This is a genomic window from Bacillus sp. DHT2, from assembly GCF_026241455.1.
Taxonomy (GTDB): Bacteria; Bacillota; Bacilli; order Bacillales; family Bacillaceae_G; genus Bacillus_A; species Bacillus_A pseudomycoides.
On sequence record NZ_JAPHWH010000003.1, the window covers coordinates 280,506 to 299,006 of the forward strand.

Annotated in this window: 19 protein-coding genes; 6 read left to right on the top strand and 13 right to left on the bottom strand. The window is 37.5% G+C overall.

Annotated elements, in window-relative coordinates:
* Positions 1–131: 131 nt before the first annotated feature.
* From ORL93_RS10250 to ORL93_RS10265, 4 genes are all read right to left on the bottom strand, one after another.
* Complete coding sequence (locus tag ORL93_RS10250) at positions 132–923, bottom strand: enoyl-CoA hydratase (RefSeq protein WP_265959011.1); 792 nt, start codon at positions 921–923, stop codon at positions 132–134.
* Positions 924–960: 37 nt separating this feature from the next.
* Positions 961–2,565, bottom strand: coding sequence for an ATP-dependent acyl-CoA ligase (locus tag ORL93_RS10255; RefSeq protein ID WP_265959012.1), 1,605 nt, complete (start codon positions 2,563–2,565; stop codon positions 961–963).
* A 257-nt stretch (positions 2,566–2,822) separates the two neighbouring features.
* Positions 2,823–4,562 (bottom strand): sigma 54-interacting transcriptional regulator, encoded by a 1,740-nt coding sequence (locus tag ORL93_RS10260; RefSeq protein ID WP_265959013.1) that lies wholly within the window; start codon positions 4,560–4,562, stop codon positions 2,823–2,825.
* A 131-nt stretch (positions 4,563–4,693) separates the two neighbouring features.
* Positions 4,694–5,020, bottom strand: a complete 327-nt coding sequence (locus ORL93_RS10265; RefSeq protein ID WP_097795103.1) for a nucleoside triphosphate pyrophosphohydrolase — start codon at positions 5,018–5,020, stop codon at positions 4,694–4,696.
* Between the two features lie 194 nt (positions 5,021–5,214).
* Here ORL93_RS10265 and ORL93_RS10270 point away from each other — a divergent pair, with 194 nt between their 5' ends.
* The 4 genes from ORL93_RS10270 to ORL93_RS10285 all read left to right on the top strand — a co-directional run bounded on the left by ORL93_RS10270 (position 5,215) and on the right by ORL93_RS10285 (position 7,610).
* Positions 5,215–5,691 (top strand): DUF6241 domain-containing protein, encoded by a 477-nt coding sequence (locus ORL93_RS10270; protein WP_265959014.1) that lies wholly within the window; start codon positions 5,215–5,217, stop codon positions 5,689–5,691.
* Between the two features lie 131 nt (positions 5,692–5,822).
* Positions 5,823–6,932 (top strand): response regulator aspartate phosphatase, encoded by a 1,110-nt coding sequence (locus ORL93_RS10275; protein WP_097795105.1) that lies wholly within the window; start codon positions 5,823–5,825, stop codon positions 6,930–6,932.
* Entirely contained in the window at positions 6,929–7,060 is a 132-nt protein-coding gene (locus ORL93_RS10280; RefSeq protein WP_097795106.1) for a Phr family secreted Rap phosphatase inhibitor, read from the top strand. The genes ORL93_RS10275 and ORL93_RS10280 overlap by 4 nt, the downstream gene beginning before the upstream one ends.
* Before the next feature lie 64 nt (positions 7,061–7,124).
* Positions 7,125–7,610, top strand: coding sequence for a DUF6241 domain-containing protein (locus ORL93_RS10285; RefSeq protein WP_265959015.1), 486 nt, complete (start codon positions 7,125–7,127; stop codon positions 7,608–7,610).
* Positions 7,611–7,690: 80 nt separating this feature from the next.
* Here ORL93_RS10285 and ORL93_RS10290 read toward each other — a convergent pair whose 3' ends face one another.
* The 4 genes from ORL93_RS10290 to ORL93_RS10305 form a co-directional block, all read right to left on the bottom strand.
* Positions 7,691–8,413 (bottom strand): MerR family transcriptional regulator, encoded by a 723-nt coding sequence (locus ORL93_RS10290; RefSeq protein WP_098018104.1) that lies wholly within the window; start codon positions 8,411–8,413, stop codon positions 7,691–7,693.
* A 34-nt stretch (positions 8,414–8,447) separates the two neighbouring features.
* Positions 8,448–8,726: a hypothetical protein gene (locus ORL93_RS10295; RefSeq protein WP_097795109.1), complete on the bottom strand. Its 279-nt coding sequence runs from the start codon at positions 8,724–8,726 to the stop codon at positions 8,448–8,450.
* Between the two features lie 3 nt (positions 8,727–8,729).
* Positions 8,730–9,068: a magnetosome magnetite crystal formation protein family gene (locus ORL93_RS10300; protein ID WP_097795110.1), complete on the bottom strand. Its 339-nt coding sequence runs from the start codon at positions 9,066–9,068 to the stop codon at positions 8,730–8,732.
* A gap of 551 nt (positions 9,069–9,619) precedes the next feature.
* Complete coding sequence (locus ORL93_RS10305) at positions 9,620–9,844, bottom strand: hypothetical protein (protein WP_142345134.1); 225 nt, start codon at positions 9,842–9,844, stop codon at positions 9,620–9,622.
* A 174-nt stretch (positions 9,845–10,018) separates the two neighbouring features.
* Here ORL93_RS10305 and ORL93_RS10310 point away from each other — a divergent pair, with 174 nt between their 5' ends.
* The gene (locus ORL93_RS10310; protein WP_265959016.1) at positions 10,019–11,365 is read left to right on the top strand and encodes an MFS transporter; all 1,347 of its coding nucleotides are present in this window, start codon (positions 10,019–10,021) and stop codon (positions 11,363–11,365) included.
* A gap of 656 nt (positions 11,366–12,021) precedes the next feature.
* Here the strand turns inward: ORL93_RS10310 and ORL93_RS10315 are convergent.
* The 5 genes from ORL93_RS10315 to ORL93_RS10335 form a co-directional block, all read right to left on the bottom strand.
* Positions 12,022–12,426 (bottom strand): hypothetical protein, encoded by a 405-nt coding sequence (locus ORL93_RS10315; protein WP_255261536.1) that lies wholly within the window; start codon positions 12,424–12,426, stop codon positions 12,022–12,024.
* 100 nt (positions 12,427–12,526) lie between these two features.
* The gene (locus tag ORL93_RS10320) at positions 12,527–13,018 is read right to left on the bottom strand and encodes a hypothetical protein (protein ID WP_033796872.1); all 492 of its coding nucleotides are present in this window, start codon (positions 13,016–13,018) and stop codon (positions 12,527–12,529) included.
* A 427-nt stretch (positions 13,019–13,445) separates the two neighbouring features.
* Entirely contained in the window at positions 13,446–14,777 is a 1,332-nt protein-coding gene (locus tag ORL93_RS10325; protein ID WP_097795112.1) for a hypothetical protein, read from the bottom strand.
* A gap of 4 nt (positions 14,778–14,781) precedes the next feature.
* Positions 14,782–15,531 (bottom strand): IS1096 element passenger TnpR family protein, encoded by a 750-nt coding sequence (locus ORL93_RS10330; RefSeq protein ID WP_098018100.1) that lies wholly within the window; start codon positions 15,529–15,531, stop codon positions 14,782–14,784.
* Positions 15,532–15,847: 316 nt separating this feature from the next.
* Positions 15,848–16,852 carry a proline racemase family protein gene (locus ORL93_RS10335; protein WP_265959018.1) on the bottom strand — a complete coding sequence of 335 codons (1,005 nt, stop codon included), beginning with the start codon at positions 16,850–16,852 and terminating at the stop codon, positions 15,848–15,850.
* Between the two features lie 202 nt (positions 16,853–17,054).
* Here ORL93_RS10335 and ORL93_RS10340 point away from each other — a divergent pair, with 202 nt between their 5' ends.
* On the top strand, positions 17,055–18,452 hold the full coding sequence (locus ORL93_RS10340) for a sigma-54 interaction domain-containing protein (RefSeq protein ID WP_265959019.1): 1,398 nt from the start codon (positions 17,055–17,057) through the stop codon (positions 18,450–18,452).
* Positions 18,453–18,501: the final 49 nt, after the last annotated feature.

Sequence of the window (18,501 nt, forward strand, 5' to 3'; positions counted from 1 at the left end):
CCCCCCTAATAAAATGGACTTTCCCAAACTCGCTTCACATTCTTCTATGCTTGCATATATTGTTACGATGCCTGCCCCTGACAGGCATCCAGTTATGAGATTGCTTTTTGCTCGTTTATGGTCATAGCTTTTTATTTATGATGAAAAAGCGGTACCCTCTTTTCTATAAAAGCCTCCACTCCCTCTTTTACATCACTCGTTTGAAATACACGGCCAAAATTTTCAGCTTCTATTTTCAGCCCTTCCTCAAGAGAAAAAGATAACCCCTTATTGATAGATTGCTTCATCAAAGATAAAGCAGGAAGAGAAAACCGAGCCATCTTCGCGGCTAATTCCTTCGCCTTATTCAATGCTTCACCACGCGGAACAACATGATTCACCAAGCCAACTCGCCAAGCTTCTTCGGCAGTGAGCGGTTCACCAGTGAACATCATTTCTTTCGCACTTGCAGCTCCTATTAAGTGCGGCAAACGTTGCGTTCCTCCTGCACCTGGAAACAAGCCTAACTTCACTTCCGGAAGCCCGATTTGGGCATGTTCTTCTATAATCCGTAAATCACATGATAAAGCTAACTCACACCCGCCACCAAGCGCTAATCCGTTAATCGCAGCGATTGTAGGCTTCGGCAATCTTTCAATTTTATTTAATGGGTTCTGAAGCCACAATGATTTTTCCTCTGCATATTCACTCCCTTTCCCAATCCATTCCGGAAATGACTTGATGTCCCCTCCTGCAACGAAAGCTTTTTCCCCAGCGCCAGTTAGAAGTACAGCAATTACTTCATCATCCCGTTCGATTTCATCGACCGCCGCCGTCAGTTGCTCAATCACCGCATAACTCAATACATTCACAGGAGGATTATCAATGATAATCGTCGCGATTCCTTTTTCTTTGGACCATGAAACAACTCGCTTATTTTCCAATGCAATCCCTACTTTCTAATATGTAATGAGATAATCTTCAACTCGTTCTTTTAATGACATATCCAGCCTGCTCGCGATCCCAAGCAGTACCGATTCCTTCCTCCTGCAGCTTGAACTTCTGAATCCGTTCCGTTGCAGTTTTTGGGAAAGTTTCACTGAACTGAACGTATCGCGGTACCATAAAATAAGCCATTCGTTCTTGACACCAATCTATAATCTCTTCATGAGACATCGTTTCTCCTTGCTTCAAAATCACATATAATTTGACATCCTCTTCTCCTACTTCTGACGGGACGCCGATAGCCGCTGATTCAAGCACTTTCGGATGATTATTCACGACCTTTTCAATTTCCCAAGAAGAGATGTTTTCTCCCCGTCTCCGGATACACTGTTTGATCCGATCGCAAAAATATAAGTAACCTTCCTCATCTCGATAACCGCGATCACCCGTATGGAACCATCCCCCCTCCATCGCTTCCTCTGTTTTATCCGGCATTTTATAGTAGCCTTCCATAAATGTTTGTCCCTGTAGGGAACGGATGAAAATCTCTCCAATTTCACCAGTCCGCACTTCATTTCCCTTCCCATTAACAACCCTCGTCTCTACGTAGGAATACGGTTTTCCAATAGAAGGCGGCTTATTAGCGTTCAATGGATTCGTTACACAAAAGCCAGTCGTTTCCGTTAATCCGTAGCCTTCTACAATCCGGACGCCAAACCTCTCCTCAAACGGCTTCCAAAATTCCTTAGGCGTAGCGGCACAAGCCGTTACCCTTGCAGGATTTTCATAATCATTTTCCTTCTCCGGCTGCTTGCATAGAATTGGAATCATCGATCCTAAAGAATTGAAAATTGTTGCGCCATGACCGCGAATTTCATCCCAAAAACGAGAAGCACTAAACCGCTTTCCAAGAGCAATCGTCGCATTGGAATAAATAGCACCGAGCACTGTATGGGCCTGGGCGTTAATATGAAATAAAGGCAGCGCTGTAAATAAAATATCTTGCGAATTCGCGCCAACCATATAGGTAGCGAATGACTGTGCAGAATTGACATAAGCAGAATGACTTAACATGACCCCTTTAGGCAATCCTGTCGTTCCAGAGGTGTAAAGGATACTGTTAATAGAAGAAGAGGAAACAACTTCAGTTGGAAGGTGATGATCATTTGTATTCAGTACATCTTTCAATCCGATTACCGGCCGTTCTTTACCATCATCCATAATGATTGCGCTTTCATTATTGCCGTAGACAACAATCTGGATTTCCCTTTTTATAAATGGTAAACAAGAAGCAATTTGAGAAACAAATTCCTTATCAACGATCATTAGCTTACAATCGGAGTGAGATAAAATATACTGCAGACCTTCCCCTTTTAAATGCACATTCAGAGGCACCGCAATTGCTCCCATAAAAGATAAAGAAAACCACACATCCAGATATTCGGGCGTGTTATGAAGCATAATACAAACCTTGTCACCTTTTTGAATACCGAGTTCACAGAATCCCGCTATGGCCCTTGTAATTCGGTAATAGAGCTCTTCATAAGTAACCCTTTGTTTTTCAAATTGTAAATACACCTTATCAGGCGACTTTTCGATACTTTGCATAAGAAAATGCGGCAAACTATGATTCTCCAGCACTAGATTCCATCCCCTTCCTGCTAAAATCCTTTTTATTTATATAGCAAGAGTTATGCCAAAAATCGACTCATTCCCCATTTCCTTATTCCGTCAGGGACGCGCCTCCTATTTCTCTTACATGTCCACCTTCACATGTCGCATTTGTGCTACAAATGATCACAACCATGTCGCATATATAAGAAAACGTCGCAAAAACGCGACAGCATGTATTACTGCAAACCAAACAAAAAAAGGGCCTGTTTGCCCTTTACGTTCCTTCATGACATTCCGTATCTTTCTATTTTCCGATATAAACTGGCCCGGTGAATCCCTAAAAGCTCGGCTGCCTCTTTTCTATTTCCAGCTGTCTTTTCCAAAGCTCTCGCAATCACCCGTTTTTCAGCGGATTCCACTTCAGTCTGTAGTGAATAGCTTATCTCATTCTCCCCTTGATATCCCGCAAAAGTTTCATGATACAACTCTTCTTCCAAATCCTTTTTCCGTAAATAAACAGGAAGGTGATGCACTTGAATCATCGTTCCTTCCACAACATTCATCGCTCGTTCTAGCACATTCTCCAGTTCCCTAATATTCCCCGGCCAATCGTGCTCCATAAAAATGTTTCTTACTCTCTCGTCTAATGAAAGAACGCTACTACCAAGCTCCTCATTCAATTTCCGAATTAAAAATTCCGTTAAATGTACGATATCTTCCTTTCGCTCTCTTAGCGGAGGAATATCAATCGCAAACACATTTAGCCTATAATATAAATCCTCTCTAAACTCTCCTCTTTGCACCATTTCACGGAGATTTCGATGCGTTGCCGAAATAAAGCGGACATCAATCTTATGAGTTTTTGTGCCGCCGATTCTTTCAATCTCTTTCTCTTGCAGCACCCGAAGCAACTTCACCTGCATGTCCAAAGACATATCGCCAATCTCGTCCAAAAACAACGTTCCCTTATGAGCCAGCTCAATCTTTCCAGGCTTACCACCTTTTTTCGCTCCAGTAAAAGCACCCTCTTCATACCCAAACAATTCAGCTTCTAAAAGATCCCTCGGAATCGCAGCACAATTCAACCGAATAAATGCACCATCAGCACGCGGGCTCGCATGATGAACTGCATTGGCAAAAAGCTCCTTCCCCGTTCCACTTTCTCCTCTTATCAAAACCGTAGACCGACTTTTCGAAACCTTCAAAGCCATCGTTTTCACTTCTTCCATTTTCGCACTTTCTCCTACAATACTTTGAAACGAAAATCTTCCTTCTTGCAGTCGCTTTAATTCAGTTTGATAGTATGATAACTTTGATTCCATTGTACGAATCTGATCCCCCAAAGCTTTAAACTGCTGGATATCATGGAACATGATTTTACCGATCGCACCAATAATTTTTCCTTCCTTCATAATAGGGAAACGAGTTGCAACAATATTCTGATTATTTATACACTGGATATGCCCAATTTCCACCTGCCCCGTTTTCACGATAATATGCATCCTCGTATTCTCGACAACCTCCGTACAATGCTTCCCAATCGCTTCCTTCGGATCATCAATTCCCAAAAATTGCGCATAAGCACCACTTAAAAAATTGACAATCCCTTGCTCATTCACCCCTAGAATACACTCCGACAGTAAATTCAAAGCATTTTCATACCGACTGATGGTGCTTTCTAAGGACTGTATACTTTTTTCCTTGTTTTCCAGAATGACAATCGATCCGTCTTCTTTCCCATCCTGATATACAGGGGATTCATTCACAATGAATACTTGGTTGCCAATCTGAAACTCATACTTGTGCAAATGATCATTTTGATTCATTACTAATTTTTTACTATTGGGAATGATTGTTGATATACGCTTACCTATTATTTCGTTTTCTGTTTTGTTTAACATGCTGCAGAATGGTTGGTTGCTGAACGTGATGATTCCATCATGACTTGTAACAGCGATTCCATTATTCATTACTTGAAGAGCCTGACTTGTTAACTGCAAATTTATCCTTTCATCCATATGCATTTGGAAGCCTCCCTATCAAATCGTGCTCTTTCTCGCATGTAATATATATCCATTTTATAACACCTTGTGAAGTACTTGGAACTTCTAAAACTATTTAAAGCCAATATATGCTTTCGAGGTTAAGCTGAACTTTAGTCATCATGTACCTCACCTAAAAAGATTCGCTCCTGAAAACCACCGCGTTTTTTTGCTTTTTGTTTCCGTACTCTTTCCACATCTTTAAGCGTTACACCTTCATACTGTGCTAGCGCGTTTATGAGTTCTAGTAAATCTGCTAGTTCTTCAACCTTATGCTCTTTATTTTCCGCTTCTAAATACTCTGTTAGCTCTTCTCCTATTTTCTTGCCTATTTCTTCTATGTATTCTTTTTCATCCAGTGTTCTTGTTATTGGTGTTTTTCCGTTATGTTTGATTATTTCTGGGATGCGGTCACGTACTAATTTATTGTAGGTTGGCATTTAAACTCCCTCCGATTTTTTCAGTTTTATTCTTATATTACATGAAAATCATCTATTCTAAGGAAGGATAAAAAAAAGATAAGGAATTCTTGTAATGTACTGAAAAGAGAAATCGAATGTATACTACAAAACGCAAATATTAATCTACTTTATAAAAATTATGGCTCGGTGTCTGAACAAGGAGGATTCAAAACATGAAGAAATGGACAAAACCCCTCATAATCACAATCAATATCATGCTATTTGGTGTATTTGTAGGTGGCATAATTAGAGATTTTTTCAATCACGAAAATGACCACAAACAAGTCGCAAGAGGTAAAGAAATTGATGATATAACTAACGCTGAGGGAGTTATCATTGACTCTATGCACAAAATGACTCACCAAAAGGTAATGGCTAACGAGAAAAACGGTTTTATCGCAATGTCTCCCGATAATATAAAAAAACTCCGCCAACTAGTAAATGACAGTGGTATGTTAGCAGACAAAGAAAAATACAGCCAGATCTTAGATCGTTGGGAAAAAGGGGATTTCTCACAAGCTGTTGAGGAGCATAATGACATGTGGGAACGAGCAGGTGGAAGCACGAATGGGAAGGCGTACCGTTTAGCTACTTCAGAGAAAATTTATCAGGTTACTTTTTCAACATTATATACCAAAAACAAACTCTAATTAACCCTATATTTTTTGAATATTTTGTATTTTGTTGAAACATTTTATGAATTCCCTCCTATTTCCATTAAATTCTGCTATCCTATTATTAAAAGAGAGTGCACGATAAATATAGGATGAGGAGGAGTATTATGGATGTTTCGGTTAAAGGTAACAAGATGATACTAGATTTACTGAATAATTGGTACGTCGCAATTCTTACAAGGCGTATTGAAGATGCACATCAGCTAAAAGAAGAAGTTGATTCTACAATCAATGGTACAACACATGATCAAAACGTACTACTTTATTATGCACTTCTAGATTTCCGATATCAATATATCGTTGATAATCTGGGAGTTTCTAAGGACAGTTTTGATAAAGTTGAAGCTTTTGAGATTCCTAATAATAGTCTTTTAACGTACTATTATCATTTCTTCAAAGCTATTCATGCTAGTACAATTGGGAATTACAATATTGCTAGGGAACATTATGAAAAAGCTGAGATTCTACTTGATACTGTATCAGATGAAGTTGAACGAGCTGAATTTTATTATAAGCTTGGTGCATTTTATTATGATATTTACGAGTCCCTTCAATCCATTAAATATACAGCCAAAGCAAGAGAAATATTCTTACAAGAAACTGAAAAAGAAGGTAATAAATTCGAACGAAATATAGGATTTTGTGAGAATCTTTATGGAATGGCATGTACAAACTTAAGAGAGTGGGTATTAGCAGAAGAACATCTTGTTAAAGCGATGGATATATTCCAAAAACTTAAGGAAGAGAAGTTCATCTTAATGGTTCGTCATAATCTAGGATTGTTATATGCAAGTCAAAACTTATCAGAACTTGCTATTCGATACTTATCAGAAGTCTCCGAAAAGAAACCTAACCATTACAAGGCAATGTATGTTGAAGCAAAAGAGCACTTGAAATTAAAAGAATATGATCCAACAGCGTCATTAATTGCCAAAGGGCATAAAATATGTACTGAATTAGGAAACAAAGAATATCATCACCATTTTGAGATTTTAAATGCTTTTAATGAAGGTATACCAGCTGACAAGCTTGAAAAAATTATTTCAGCAGGAATTTCATATTTCGAAAAAGAAACACTATATGAGTACATTCAAGAATGTCAGGAGCAATTAGCGAAAAAGTTCTATGAAGAAGGTAATCATATAAAATCAAGCGAGTACTTTTATTTGAGTACACAAGCAAGGCAAAAAGCTTTTGATAAGGAGGCATTAAAATGAAGAAAATAATATCTAGTTTAATCGGAATTATTACAGTTTTAACTTTAACGTTTGGTGTGCAATCTCCTACCCATATTCAGGAAGCCCCTAACCTTGTTCAATATGCACACGGAGACCACGGTGGTTGATATTAACTCTGACCCAGAATATATTTCTGGGTTTTTTATTTATAAATAAGGGGAGATTCAAAACATGAAGAGACGGACAAAATTCTCAATGGTCATAATTGGTATCGTGCTATTTGGTGTATTTGTAGGAGGCATGGTTGGGACCTTTTTAAATCCTGGAAACGACAACAAGCAAGTTGCGAAAGGTGAGAAAATCGATGATATAACTAACGCTGAAGGGGTTATCATCGACTCTATGCACAAAAGGACTCACCAAAAAATAATGGCTAACGAGAAAACCGGTTTTATCGCAATGTCTCCTGATAATATAAAAAAACTCCGTCAACTAGTAAATGAAAGTGATATGTTAATGAACAAAGAAAAATACAGCCAGATTTTAGACCGTTGGGAAAAAGTTGACTTCTCTCAAGCTGTTGAAGAACATAATGATATGTGGGAACGAGCAGGTGGAATAACGAATAGGAAAGCATACCGTCTAGCTACTCCAGAAGAAGAGAAAGCATATCTCGAAGAACAAAGTAAAAAAGAGCAAACTAAAGAAAATCATTAAAATATCTATCCACGCTCTCAAAAACTCGTAAAGGCACCCTAACAAATTGAATACGAATTCGCTAGGATGCCTTTTCATCACTACATATTCTTCATCGCTTCCTTCAAATACCGCTCTTCTTCCCTCGTCAACAAAGCAGGAAATTCAGTTAACGGAATATCACCCTGCTTTGTAATATTCCTAAAGTCAGCTTGTGGTATACCAGCACTCTGAATGATTTCTTCTATTAAATAATAAAGTTCTTTCACAACCGCTTGAACATCGGTATGTGCTGGATCCTTCTTCTCTTCCCTATATCTCTTTATCTGCTTGATTAAACTCATAAATTGCTGATTGAAATTCAATTTTAATTCTTTATTATGAATATCTTGTATCCCTCGTTCTTCTAACCACTCTCTATTTTCCTTTTCCCATATGAATGTTTGCAAAATAGAACAAAATAAAGGTACATCGATTCTTTCCTCTTTCTGTACTACCTCTACCATTTCATCCATATGTTTGAGCACCTTCGCAATTCGTTCTTGTTCTACCAAAAGTAACTCTCGTTGAAAATGGATCAGCTCCATAAAGTTCTCCTTAGGAATATCATTTTGAAAAATGATATTTTGAATCTCCCCTAGTGAAAAACCAAAATGCTTCAACGCTTGAATTTGTTGCAATATATATAAATCATCTTTCACATACAAACGATGCCCACCTTCTGTATAATCGCTTGGCTTTAATAGATTGATTTTGTCATAATAACGCAGCGTTCGTACTGTTACATCCCCTATACTGGCAAACTCGCTAATGTTCCAGGACATGGTTTCACCTGCTTTTCAATTTTGGATTTATAACTCAATATTTCGTTTTCCTAATTACATGCTGAATCATATTGGAAACATTTGTTGATACACTTGTACTGTCCTTCATTTGCATACCTAACTGGAACAGACATACTACAAGCAATAAAAAGATGTAATTTTTTCGAGTTGAATTTCCATAGCCATCATATTCCTCATCGCCATAATACAGATCATTTTGTTTTCTCTGTCTCACAACCAAATAGAAAGCAATAAGAAAGGCCAATATCGCAATAACAACTTTCTTTTTCTTTATTTCCACTTCTGTGTTCATCACTTATTCTCCTTCCATAGCATATTTGTCTTCTTTAAATAACGGAATGCGAATGAGATAGCGGTATGGCTCATTACGGATTACCTTCCACGCAACGATTACTACTTGAATTACTTCAAAAACAAACACAATCCAGAATAAAACTGTGCTTATACGTGAGCCAATATTAAATAGAAGGAATATCAACAAATGAAAATTGAATGCTTTTCGGCAGTGATATTTGCATATTTCATTTTTACGTGCCAGGGTGAAGTACATAAATAGTGGTGAGAAAATACCTACAACGGCTGAGAGTAGTAACATGATGATAGTATTTGTTTTTTCTTTTGTAGTGTTTTTCATGGACTCCCCCTTTCGTTTTGTCTTCTTTTTTATCGTAGAGGGTGACGTTGGGAGAGGTTCAAGGGGGATTTTAAAATTTCTTTTTGGATAAGTAGAAGTTGCCATTTTTGAAATACATACTGTCTACAGGCGAAAAAGGAATTACTGTCCATGTATTACGGAACAAAGGAATACTATGTAGAAGAACTCAAAATTGAGTATTCATTATTATGAGAAGCGGAAGTTGCAAAGTTATTGAGGGGGTTGATTTAAGAGAATGCTGTGAGAGCAATTAGGGGAGAAAAAACAAGACTCACACATTATCGAGATAGTAATCACTCGTTCGAAGCCAGTCAGAATCATAGCGTCCCCCTTGAAAGGCAAGTACTTTTCTTTATATAGAAAACCAATTTACGCTATATAAACTCGGCTGCTATACCATAAAACAATTAACATTGTTCAATAATTTTATCAGACCGACAATTATTTCAACAAAGAAAACCAGTGAGTTTTCACATTCTTAAATAATCAAAAACGCACGCGTTAGAATAGTGTTTACAGCATAGCATCTCTTAAACGTAATATAAACTTGAAATATAACTGTTATTCATCCAAAAACTTTGCTTTTGCCCCCATCGCCCATCTGGTAATTCCTCTAGATTAGAAAAAGACTCATCACCTATCCTTTCTCTATCTTCCAAAATATAAAATCTTTTCTCACTATGCGGTTTAACATGAATAACGGTATCTATCACAAACTGGATACCTAGAAAAACAAAGGTTAATCGTCTTTTCAAAAATAGAAATGTTCACATACATAAAGAACAAAAAGAACAAAATTTTAATTATATTGCGATTAATTTGACAGAATATTATAATTATTTTTATATTGAATCCGCTTTCGTTTTTTTAGTTCATGATGATGTTTTTCAAATGTAGAAAAGAAATTTGTTCAAAGGAGGGTTTTAATCATGTCTCAATCCACCAATCGCACAAATACAAGGCGCATTACAGGAAACATCTTCAAAGGTTCAGTTGGAAATCTGATTGAATGGTACGACTGGTACGTCTATTCTGCTTTCGCCGTGTATTTCTCGGCAGAGTTCTTTCCCAAGGGAGACTCGACCGGTCAACTGCTCAACACGGCAGCAATCTTCGCCGTAGGCTTCTTAATGCGACCACTAGGAAGCCTGCTGATGGGCCGTTATGCTGATCGTCATGGCCGACGCGCCGCATTAACGCTTTCCATCACCATTATGGCCGGTGGTTCTCTCATTATCGCCTGTACCCCAGGTTATAGCACCATTGGTATCATGGCCCCTATTATTCTAGTTCTCGCACGTCTGCTTCAAGGGTTGTCATTAGGCGGAGAATATGGAACTTCGGCTACTTACTTGTCCGAGATGGCAAGCAGCGGCCGACGTGGTTTCTACTCGAGCTTCCAGTATGTAACACTCGTTGCTGGACAGCTGGTAGCACTTGGTGTTCAGATCATCCTCCAGCAAATACTCAGCGAACCGGATATGAAATCTTGGGGCTGGCGTATTCCTTTCATTATCGGAGCAATGGGAGCCGTTGTTGTATTGTGGCTGCGTCGCACGATGGATGAATCGGAGCAGTTCTCAAAAATGGGTTCTGAAAGCCGCGAGAGCGCTGGAACTATTCGGACTCTGATGAAACATCCTAAGGCAGTATTAACAGTGGTCGGGCTAACACTCGGTGGAACTGTTGCCTTCTATACTTACACGACGTATTTACAAAAGTTTATGGTGAATACTGTAGGTCTTCCTAAAGAAGTCGTTAGCTGGATTAACTTTATCGCCCTATTGGTATTCGTCGTACTTCAACCACTCGCTGGTATGTTATCCGATCGGATTGGACGGCGTCCGCTATTGATTGGTTTCGGCATCCTCGGAACTTTGCTGACAGTGCCACTGTTCCTAATCATGGAGCAAACGAAGTACCCTATCGTTGCTTTCTTGCTTATGATGGTAGGTCTCATTATTGTCACCGGTTATACTTCCATCAATGCAATCGTGAAAGCTGAGCTCTTCCCGACTGAAATCCGTGCCCTTGGCGTAGGATTCCCTTACGCAATCACTGTTGCAGTGTTCGGCGGAACGGCGGAGTTCATCGCATTATGGCTGAAAAGTATTGGGCTCGAGTCGCTCTTCTACTTCTACGTAGCTGGCTGCATTGCCATAAGCTTCATCACTTATTGGCGTATGGCTGAGTCTTCGAAAACCTCTCACATCGAGGCCGAACTGACCGATGAAAATACGTTAGCTGCTCACAAGTCTGGTTCACGACACTCTTAAATGTCATAAATAGCTATTTTAAAACGATAATTCAGCTTAAAAATCCCTTGTTTATCAAGGGATTTTTAAGTTGAGAAATCTTTCTTGATTGTTTACATTTTCTAGCAGTAATGTAGAAGTAATAAACATCAGTATATTGAATAAAAAAACTCCAACTTTCGGCTGAAAAGTTGGAATTTCGCTTATCTTTCTATCATTAAGAGGTACTCTCTTCTCACTTCACAAAACACTCTAAACCCTACCTATAATAACTCATCTTCCAAAAAACTACGAATCCACTCTTTAAATTTTCCAAAATTAAAAAATCCTAAAAATCATAATGCTACAAAGGGATTGTAAAACAGAACAGACCACGAAATAAATAATCATGGCCTGTCTGGTTTTATGAAAACATCGTATATGAGGCCCTAATACAGTTAAAGGAATCTCCTTCTACTTGTTTCCTATTTCTATAGTAATGCTCCAATCTCCATCCATATGTACTCAAAAACTGTATGTGCCTGTGTTTTTGAATACTTGAAATATAGAACCTTCATAGCTTCCAATTTTATTTACTAATAAGTTTTGATCATTTACTTTAACAATGAAGTTTTTGGAGCTATTATTAGATAAAGATATAAGCAAAAGGGGCCTATTTCATACAGTTACAATATATTTTAAAACGCACCTTGATCCCTTTTTAAATAGTTACCATTATCATCATAACATTCAATAGCAGTACCTATAAAGCCTCTCAGGAGCAGTTTTAACATCTCTAAATCGTTTATAAAAACACTCATCCAAATAGAAAAATACCCTCTCGCTATCGCCGTTTCAACTATTTGTTCTCTAAAGTCTATAGAATCATTTCGTTTCAAACGATCTAGAGCTCTCTCTGCTACTTGCCATGCATCTCTTCTTTCTCTCCATCTTCTATCCTTTTGCTCTGCATTGACATTTGGATTATCCGACGGTTCTTTATCTAAACCTACTAACTTAATCATCTTTAATGCCATATGGCGATGGCCTTGTTCTAAATTCGGATTTACTTCTATTCTCCCTGCACGAAGCAAGGGCAACAAAATAGTTAGTTACACTCATTCTTGTAAAACTGCACACAAACCTACCCGTCGTATATAATGAATGGTACCAAAGAGCTATTGCCAGGCTTTCAACATATAATCATTCCATTTTTTTCAACAACTTAGCTAAATAAATTTCATGAGAAGTATCCCGTAAAAAGGAAAAAAACAAATCATCTAGCTCTTCTGCTAACTCTTCGTTTATTTCCTCACCTTCTTCATCAGACAATTCAAAGTTAGCATGCTTCCATTCATTATACTTTTCCTCAACTAAATCTCTAAAACTAATCCAATGTTTTCCGAAGTTTGATGTATAAGTGGCAGTCCAGCTATTAATATGAATTGTACCTAACAGCTCGTCCAATTTAGAATCAAAATTAACGGAAACATTATTTTCCCCCAATGTCTTTTCAATCTCTTTTAGATCCTCTTTTGTCATTTTCTTGACTTCCCCAGAATAATCATAGCTTACTCTTCCCGTATACGAATTGATAAACGGTTCTTTTATAGGTTCCCATTTAAAAGCGACATGCTCGTCTATAACATCCATAATCATATGAGAAAGAAGCAAATCGATTTCTTTTTCTCCCATTACAATCATCCTCTTTCATTTTTTGGAATTGTAAACATTATATTTTTGTTCCTTACTTATGATCGGGATTCAATCTACATGGAGGCATGTTCTATATGAAGTTATGGTAAACCTGGCTGTAATCATTTATGTTTGCGGAGTAGACGTATCATTTATGACTACGCCTACTCCAATTTTAATAGATTATATATTTTTCTTGCAGTAAGATTTTCTTCCCTATCATCTGTCTTCAATTGTACTACAGAGCGCCTCGAAAAGAACATATATTCGCATAACCATCATAATCAATAAAACGATATCGATCATTCCTTCAAATATATCAGCGCTTTTCCAAATATATCGACCATTTCTCACCATATATCGGCGATTTGACAAAATTCACGACTCTAAACACAAAAAAGAGCTATTTCAAACTGAAATAGCTCCTTCATTCAATTACCCTCAGCTCATCTAACAATGCTCGCTTCGTTTTATGCTGTATTTTTAGTGTTTCTAGACGTTTTTCCCATACATCTTGTTCTTGTAGTTTCGTTTCGTAAATATCTTTTACTTTTTTGAAGTGTTTTATAGCTTGCCTGTAGCGTTTACGATTGCCGTTTTGGATAAGAAGACAGCCTTTGATCCAATAGTATTCAATAATTTCCCTCGGGTACTTGTCTATGAGTTTATCTGCCAAGTCATCAAAGTTTGTATAGGGAGATTCAACCGCTATTCTTCTAGGATCTAAAATGACTTCTAATATCTCCTCATACATTTCACTTTCATAACAAATTTCCAAGTAATCCTTTGTACTTTCTTTTTGAACAATTCCTATCATCTCGTCTTGTACTTCTGTCCAATCTTCAGCTGCGAGGTGCTCTTTCATGAAATGAAAATCTTCATAATGGCTTTTATCGCGATAATCCGTGCGAAATGCTCGTATTAAAATGTTTTTTCCCTCTTCATAATCATTCTTCTGTTTAAAGTATATAAATGCGCGGTCACGTATTAGGTCAATATCTGATTGCTTCTGGAAAGCACGGTCTATTAAAGCTTGCAATTGATTCAGTTTCTCTTGCTCCGCATAGTAATCAAATAGAAATGCGAATAGTTCTGTTTGTCTACCTTGTCCGTTCTCTACTCCTGCTTCTGCTACCTCAACTGCTTGATTGATTTGACTTTGTGACAGGTAATATGTTACTAAATCCCAATAGTCCATCCCATATTTTAAAGATTGTAAGCGCAACTCTAAATACGCTTCTCCATCTTGTAATTGATCTTTATAAATGCGCATAATAAGCGTTCGATTCCAATCACTAGGGTGTTTTTGAAGTAACTGAACCACATGTCTCCAATCCGAATCAGACTCACATATTTCATAGATTTTGTCCATTAGCACATCATCAAATCCAGAATTACCGATCGCATATTGCATAAACACTCTATTAATGAGTAACTTTTTCTCTTCAGTAGAAATCGAATACTGAGATAATACGTCCGTCATTTTCTCCAAATATTCATAAACATCATATTCAAGATGTTCAGGTCCACCGCCGTAATCGTTAAAGTCACTAATAATTGCTTCTGCTCTGTCCCAATATTCCCAAAGCAGCTTATTTGATGCAGGTGCTTTCTTTTCAGTCCCCTTCTGTAATGCATACCATTCCATTACAGCCATATCAATATCCATATACTGATATGCCAAATGCTTCACTAATGCAATCAATTCTTCTTTCTCTAATTCCTTACATAAATCTTGTAATGAGACAGCTTGCGCCATACCCTCACTCTCCCTCATCATTTTCACCATATATAAATTTCCCAGCTGCATACATCTCCAAAACCCCATTAACAAACGCCAAATCAAATTCCTCTGGATCAAATTCTCCGAGCCATTCTTCCATTCCTTCGTCTAGCTCACCTTCACCTTTTAATGCGGTTTGGATTTCGTTATACATATAAACGCCTCCGCAATCTTCAGGTGGACACGCGCGCTTTCCTTTTTGACATGTAGGAACAGTAATCTTCTCACCCATTGGTAATATTTTTTCTAGTATTAGCTGATGATCCCAATCATCACCGAAGTCATATGTATATACACATTTTTGTTTTTCTTCTGTTATTAATTCTCCTACCTGTGTTTCTTGTGCATCGTATGTTTCAACAGAAGATGGGAAGAAATCAAATGAATCGTCTTGGATTTCAACATACGCATCTCCAGTGTCAAAACGATATAAATGAGAATTTTGCCATCCCATTACAATTTGAATAATGTCATGTAACTCTACAAATGTCATTTGATTATCGATCAGAAATCTTCTCCAAATCGGTGGACGAACCCCCTTTAATGTAACTTTAAATTGATAGATAGCAGGTTTCACAGGCTTTCGTTCTCTTATCTCTTCTACATCTTTCCCACCAACAAATTTTACAATTTCGGCCAAACGTTCCTTTTCTTGAGGGGGCATTACGTTCCAAAGATCAGTTTTTTTAATTTCTCCAATAAGATCTAATACGATTTTATTTATTAACATATTGAAACACCTTCTTTTTTTCATAGCTTATAAAAATCATTATAAACACTACACAAAATAGATAATCATTTCGAACCTTCACACGGTATCTTTTTTGTACACCTTTATAAGAATAATAGCACATTTCACTCTGTTTATTTTGTGTCATATACCACTCTACTTTTCCCTCTAAATAAATTTTTAGATTTAAATTTATATTCATATAGATAATACAATATCAACCGTCCCTTCAAATATATCGACCAGCCGACAAATTCCGCCCCCCAGCCCCAAATAAAAAAGAGGCCACCCCAACAGGCAACCTCTTCATCAAACATTAAGCCAACAAAAACCCCCACTTCAACGGATCTCTCGGATCCATTACAAATTGATGAAACCCTGTAATGAATGCCTGCCCAGTAACTTTTGGAATAATTGCCTCGTATTCATCTACTTTTGTCACTGACAATACTTCTCCGTTAAATTGTCCGTCAGTGATACATTCATGGATGAAACTTTCTCCCTTCTGCAAGGCACCCTTTTCAAAAAGAGTTGCAAGTCTTGCGGAAGTGCCTGTGCCGCACGGAGATCGATCTACTTGCCCGTCAGCAAAAATGGTTACATTTCGTAAAGTAGCATCTTTTTCATTTGGTTCATCTGAAAAGATAACGCCGTATATTCCCTTTAAAGCTTCTTCGAGAGGATGTTTTACATCCATTTGACTTTCAATGTAGTGTTTAATTTTTCCGCCCCACGTTTGAATAGCTGATAAATCTTTAAAATTCACTTTCAAACCAAATTCTTTACTGTCTACAACAGCATAGAAAGCTCCTCCAAAAGCAATATCTACTTGAAATTCATAGCTATCAATCTTTATCGGAATATCTTTCTTGTAAACAAAAGAAGGAACATTTTCAAATGACACGGATTCTACTTGGTTTCCACTATATGTTGCGTACGCAATAACCTCTCCTGCAGGGCTATCAATAATGAACTTTTGTTTTTCACCCGTCACTTCGAACATGCCCGTTTCAATTCCTACTGTGACGACAGCGACAATTCCATGACCGCACATTGTACTCCAGCCTTCATTATGCATAAACAATACTCCAAAATCAGCATGAGGACTTGCCGGCGGCGTAATGATACAACCATACATCCCATTATGCCCTCTCGGTTCATACATTAAAACTTCGCGAAGATGGTCCAAGTGCTCCATACAATAAGCTCTTCTTTCTAATTGCGTTTCCCCTTTTATCTCCGGCACTCCGCCTGTAATAATACGTAATGGTTCCCCCGCTACGTGTGCATCAATTGTTGTGTATATTTTACTAATCTTCATTTCTATCTCCTCCGTATTTGTATTTTAAAAGTGTCCTACTTTTTTATTAGCAAGTATCGTGCCAAATGAAAATTAACCTAATATTATTAATATTCAATCAATTCTGTTTACATTGTTTCAAAAAAGTTGTATCCTTTTAGCAACAAATCTGTCTACGAGTGTCTACTTTTGTATACGATTTAAAATCATTGGGGGATATTTTATGAAACAATCTGATACCTTTGCGATTCCTACATTGCATACACTTCTCTCTTCTGTAGAAGAAGCGATTTCTATTGTAAATACGAGAGGAATCATGCTTTATTGGAATGAAGCAGCAGAAAGAATGTATGACATAAAGAAGGAAAAGATTATCGGAAGGAATGTCCAAGAATTTTTCTTAAAAGAAGATATTATGAATTTAAAAGTTCTTGAGAATCAGCAACCAGTTCGGGATATTTATCACCTCCCGCGGCCAGATAAGCATGTATTGATTAGCACAACTCCCATTTATAATGAAAACAATGAACTAATTGGTTCTATGTCCGTAGAAAAAGATATTACCACGACTATTAAATTGAATGAAAAGTTATCCTCTACATCTGAAGAACTCCAGCAATTAAAACAACAAATGATTCAAAATAATAGAGACGATCCTTTCAGCAATATAAAAGGAAACAACTTAGCAATTCAGCACATCATTCATGACATGAAAAAAGTAGCGAAGACAGATGCGACGATTTTGATTACTGGGGAAAGCGGTGTTGGAAAAGAGCTTTTTGCGCAAGCAATCCACCAGGCAAGTTTAAGAAGTAAAAAAGCATTTATTCCTATTAATTGCGGTGCTATCCCAAATGCTTTATTTGAAAGTGAATTATTTGGTTATGAATCTGGTGCATATACCGGAGCTGCTAAGGGAGGAAAGCCTGGAAAAATAGAATTAGCAGACGGAGGTACTTTATTTCTAGATGAGGTAGGAGAGCTCCCACTTGATATGCAAGTGAAACTACTTAGAGCGTTACAAGAAAAAGAGATTTATCGAATCGGAGGACAAACACCGAAAAAAATTAACGTCAGAATTATCGCCGCAACGAATCGTATATTAGAAGATATGGTATCAAACGGAACCTTCCGATCTGATTTATTTTATCGGCTCAACGTATTTACTGCCTGCATCCCGCCACTTCGAGAACGAACGGACGATATTTCCTACTTAACTCATCATTTCTTCAGAGAATTTTCTTTCAAATATAACAAACCAACCCCTTTCGTTCATCAAAAGGCAACCGAACGATTAAATAAATATTCTTGGCCAGGTAACATCCGCGAGTTACGTAATATTATAGAAAGGTTGATTGTCCTTCACGAAGGCCACGAAATATACGAATCAGACATTCTCAAGCTACTGCCGCAAGCAAAATCTTTTTCACCACCTGTTAACCAAGCTATGCCCTCACTCACTGATGAAAGAGAAAGTCTAGAGAAAACACGCATTCTTCAAACTTTGCAAAAGACTTATGGGAATAAAAGCGTTGCGGCGAAAAAATTAGGAATGTCGCGAGCTAATTTGTATAAGAAAATCAAAAAATATGGGATTACTTTTGATAAAACGGATATTTAATACATCAAAACCCCGAATTATGGACTTTATTAAAGAGGCCATAATTCGG

Excerpts from the sequence above, each read along its gene's own strand:
- ORL93_RS10260 (WP_265959013.1), bottom strand. The coding sequence starts at position 4,562 with ATGCATATGGATGAAAGGATAAATTTGCAGTTAACAAGTCAGGCTCTT.
- ORL93_RS10265 (WP_097795103.1), bottom strand. The coding sequence starts at position 5,020 with ATGCCAACCTACAATAAATTAGTACGTGACCGCATCCCAGAAATAATC.
- ORL93_RS10270 (WP_265959014.1), top strand. The coding sequence starts at position 5,215 with ATGAAGAAATGGACAAAACCCCTCATAATCACAATCAATATCATGCTA.
- ORL93_RS10275 (WP_097795105.1), top strand. The coding sequence starts at position 5,823 with ATGGATGTTTCGGTTAAAGGTAACAAGATGATACTAGATTTACTGAAT.
- ORL93_RS10280 (WP_097795106.1), top strand. The coding sequence starts at position 6,929 with ATGAAGAAAATAATATCTAGTTTAATCGGAATTATTACAGTTTTAACT.
- ORL93_RS10285 (WP_265959015.1), top strand. The coding sequence starts at position 7,125 with ATGAAGAGACGGACAAAATTCTCAATGGTCATAATTGGTATCGTGCTA.
- ORL93_RS10290 (WP_098018104.1), bottom strand. The coding sequence starts at position 8,413 with ATGTCCTGGAACATTAGCGAGTTTGCCAGTATAGGGGATGTAACAGTA.
- ORL93_RS10295 (WP_097795109.1), bottom strand. The coding sequence starts at position 8,726 with ATGAACACAGAAGTGGAAATAAAGAAAAAGAAAGTTGTTATTGCGATA.
- ORL93_RS10300 (WP_097795110.1), bottom strand. The coding sequence starts at position 9,068 with ATGAAAAACACTACAAAAGAAAAAACAAATACTATCATCATGTTACTA.
- ORL93_RS10310 (WP_265959016.1), top strand. The coding sequence starts at position 10,019 with ATGTCTCAATCCACCAATCGCACAAATACAAGGCGCATTACAGGAAAC.
- ORL93_RS10320 (WP_033796872.1), bottom strand. The coding sequence starts at position 13,018 with ATGGGAGAAAAAGAAATCGATTTGCTTCTTTCTCATATGATTATGGAT.
- ORL93_RS10325 (WP_097795112.1), bottom strand. The coding sequence starts at position 14,777 with ATGGCGCAAGCTGTCTCATTACAAGATTTATGTAAGGAATTAGAGAAA.
- ORL93_RS10330 (WP_098018100.1), bottom strand. The coding sequence starts at position 15,531 with ATGTTAATAAATAAAATCGTATTAGATCTTATTGGAGAAATTAAAAAA.
- ORL93_RS10335 (WP_265959018.1), bottom strand. The coding sequence starts at position 16,852 with ATGAAGATTAGTAAAATATACACAACAATTGATGCACACGTAGCGGGG.
- ORL93_RS10340 (WP_265959019.1), top strand. The coding sequence starts at position 17,055 with ATGAAACAATCTGATACCTTTGCGATTCCTACATTGCATACACTTCTC.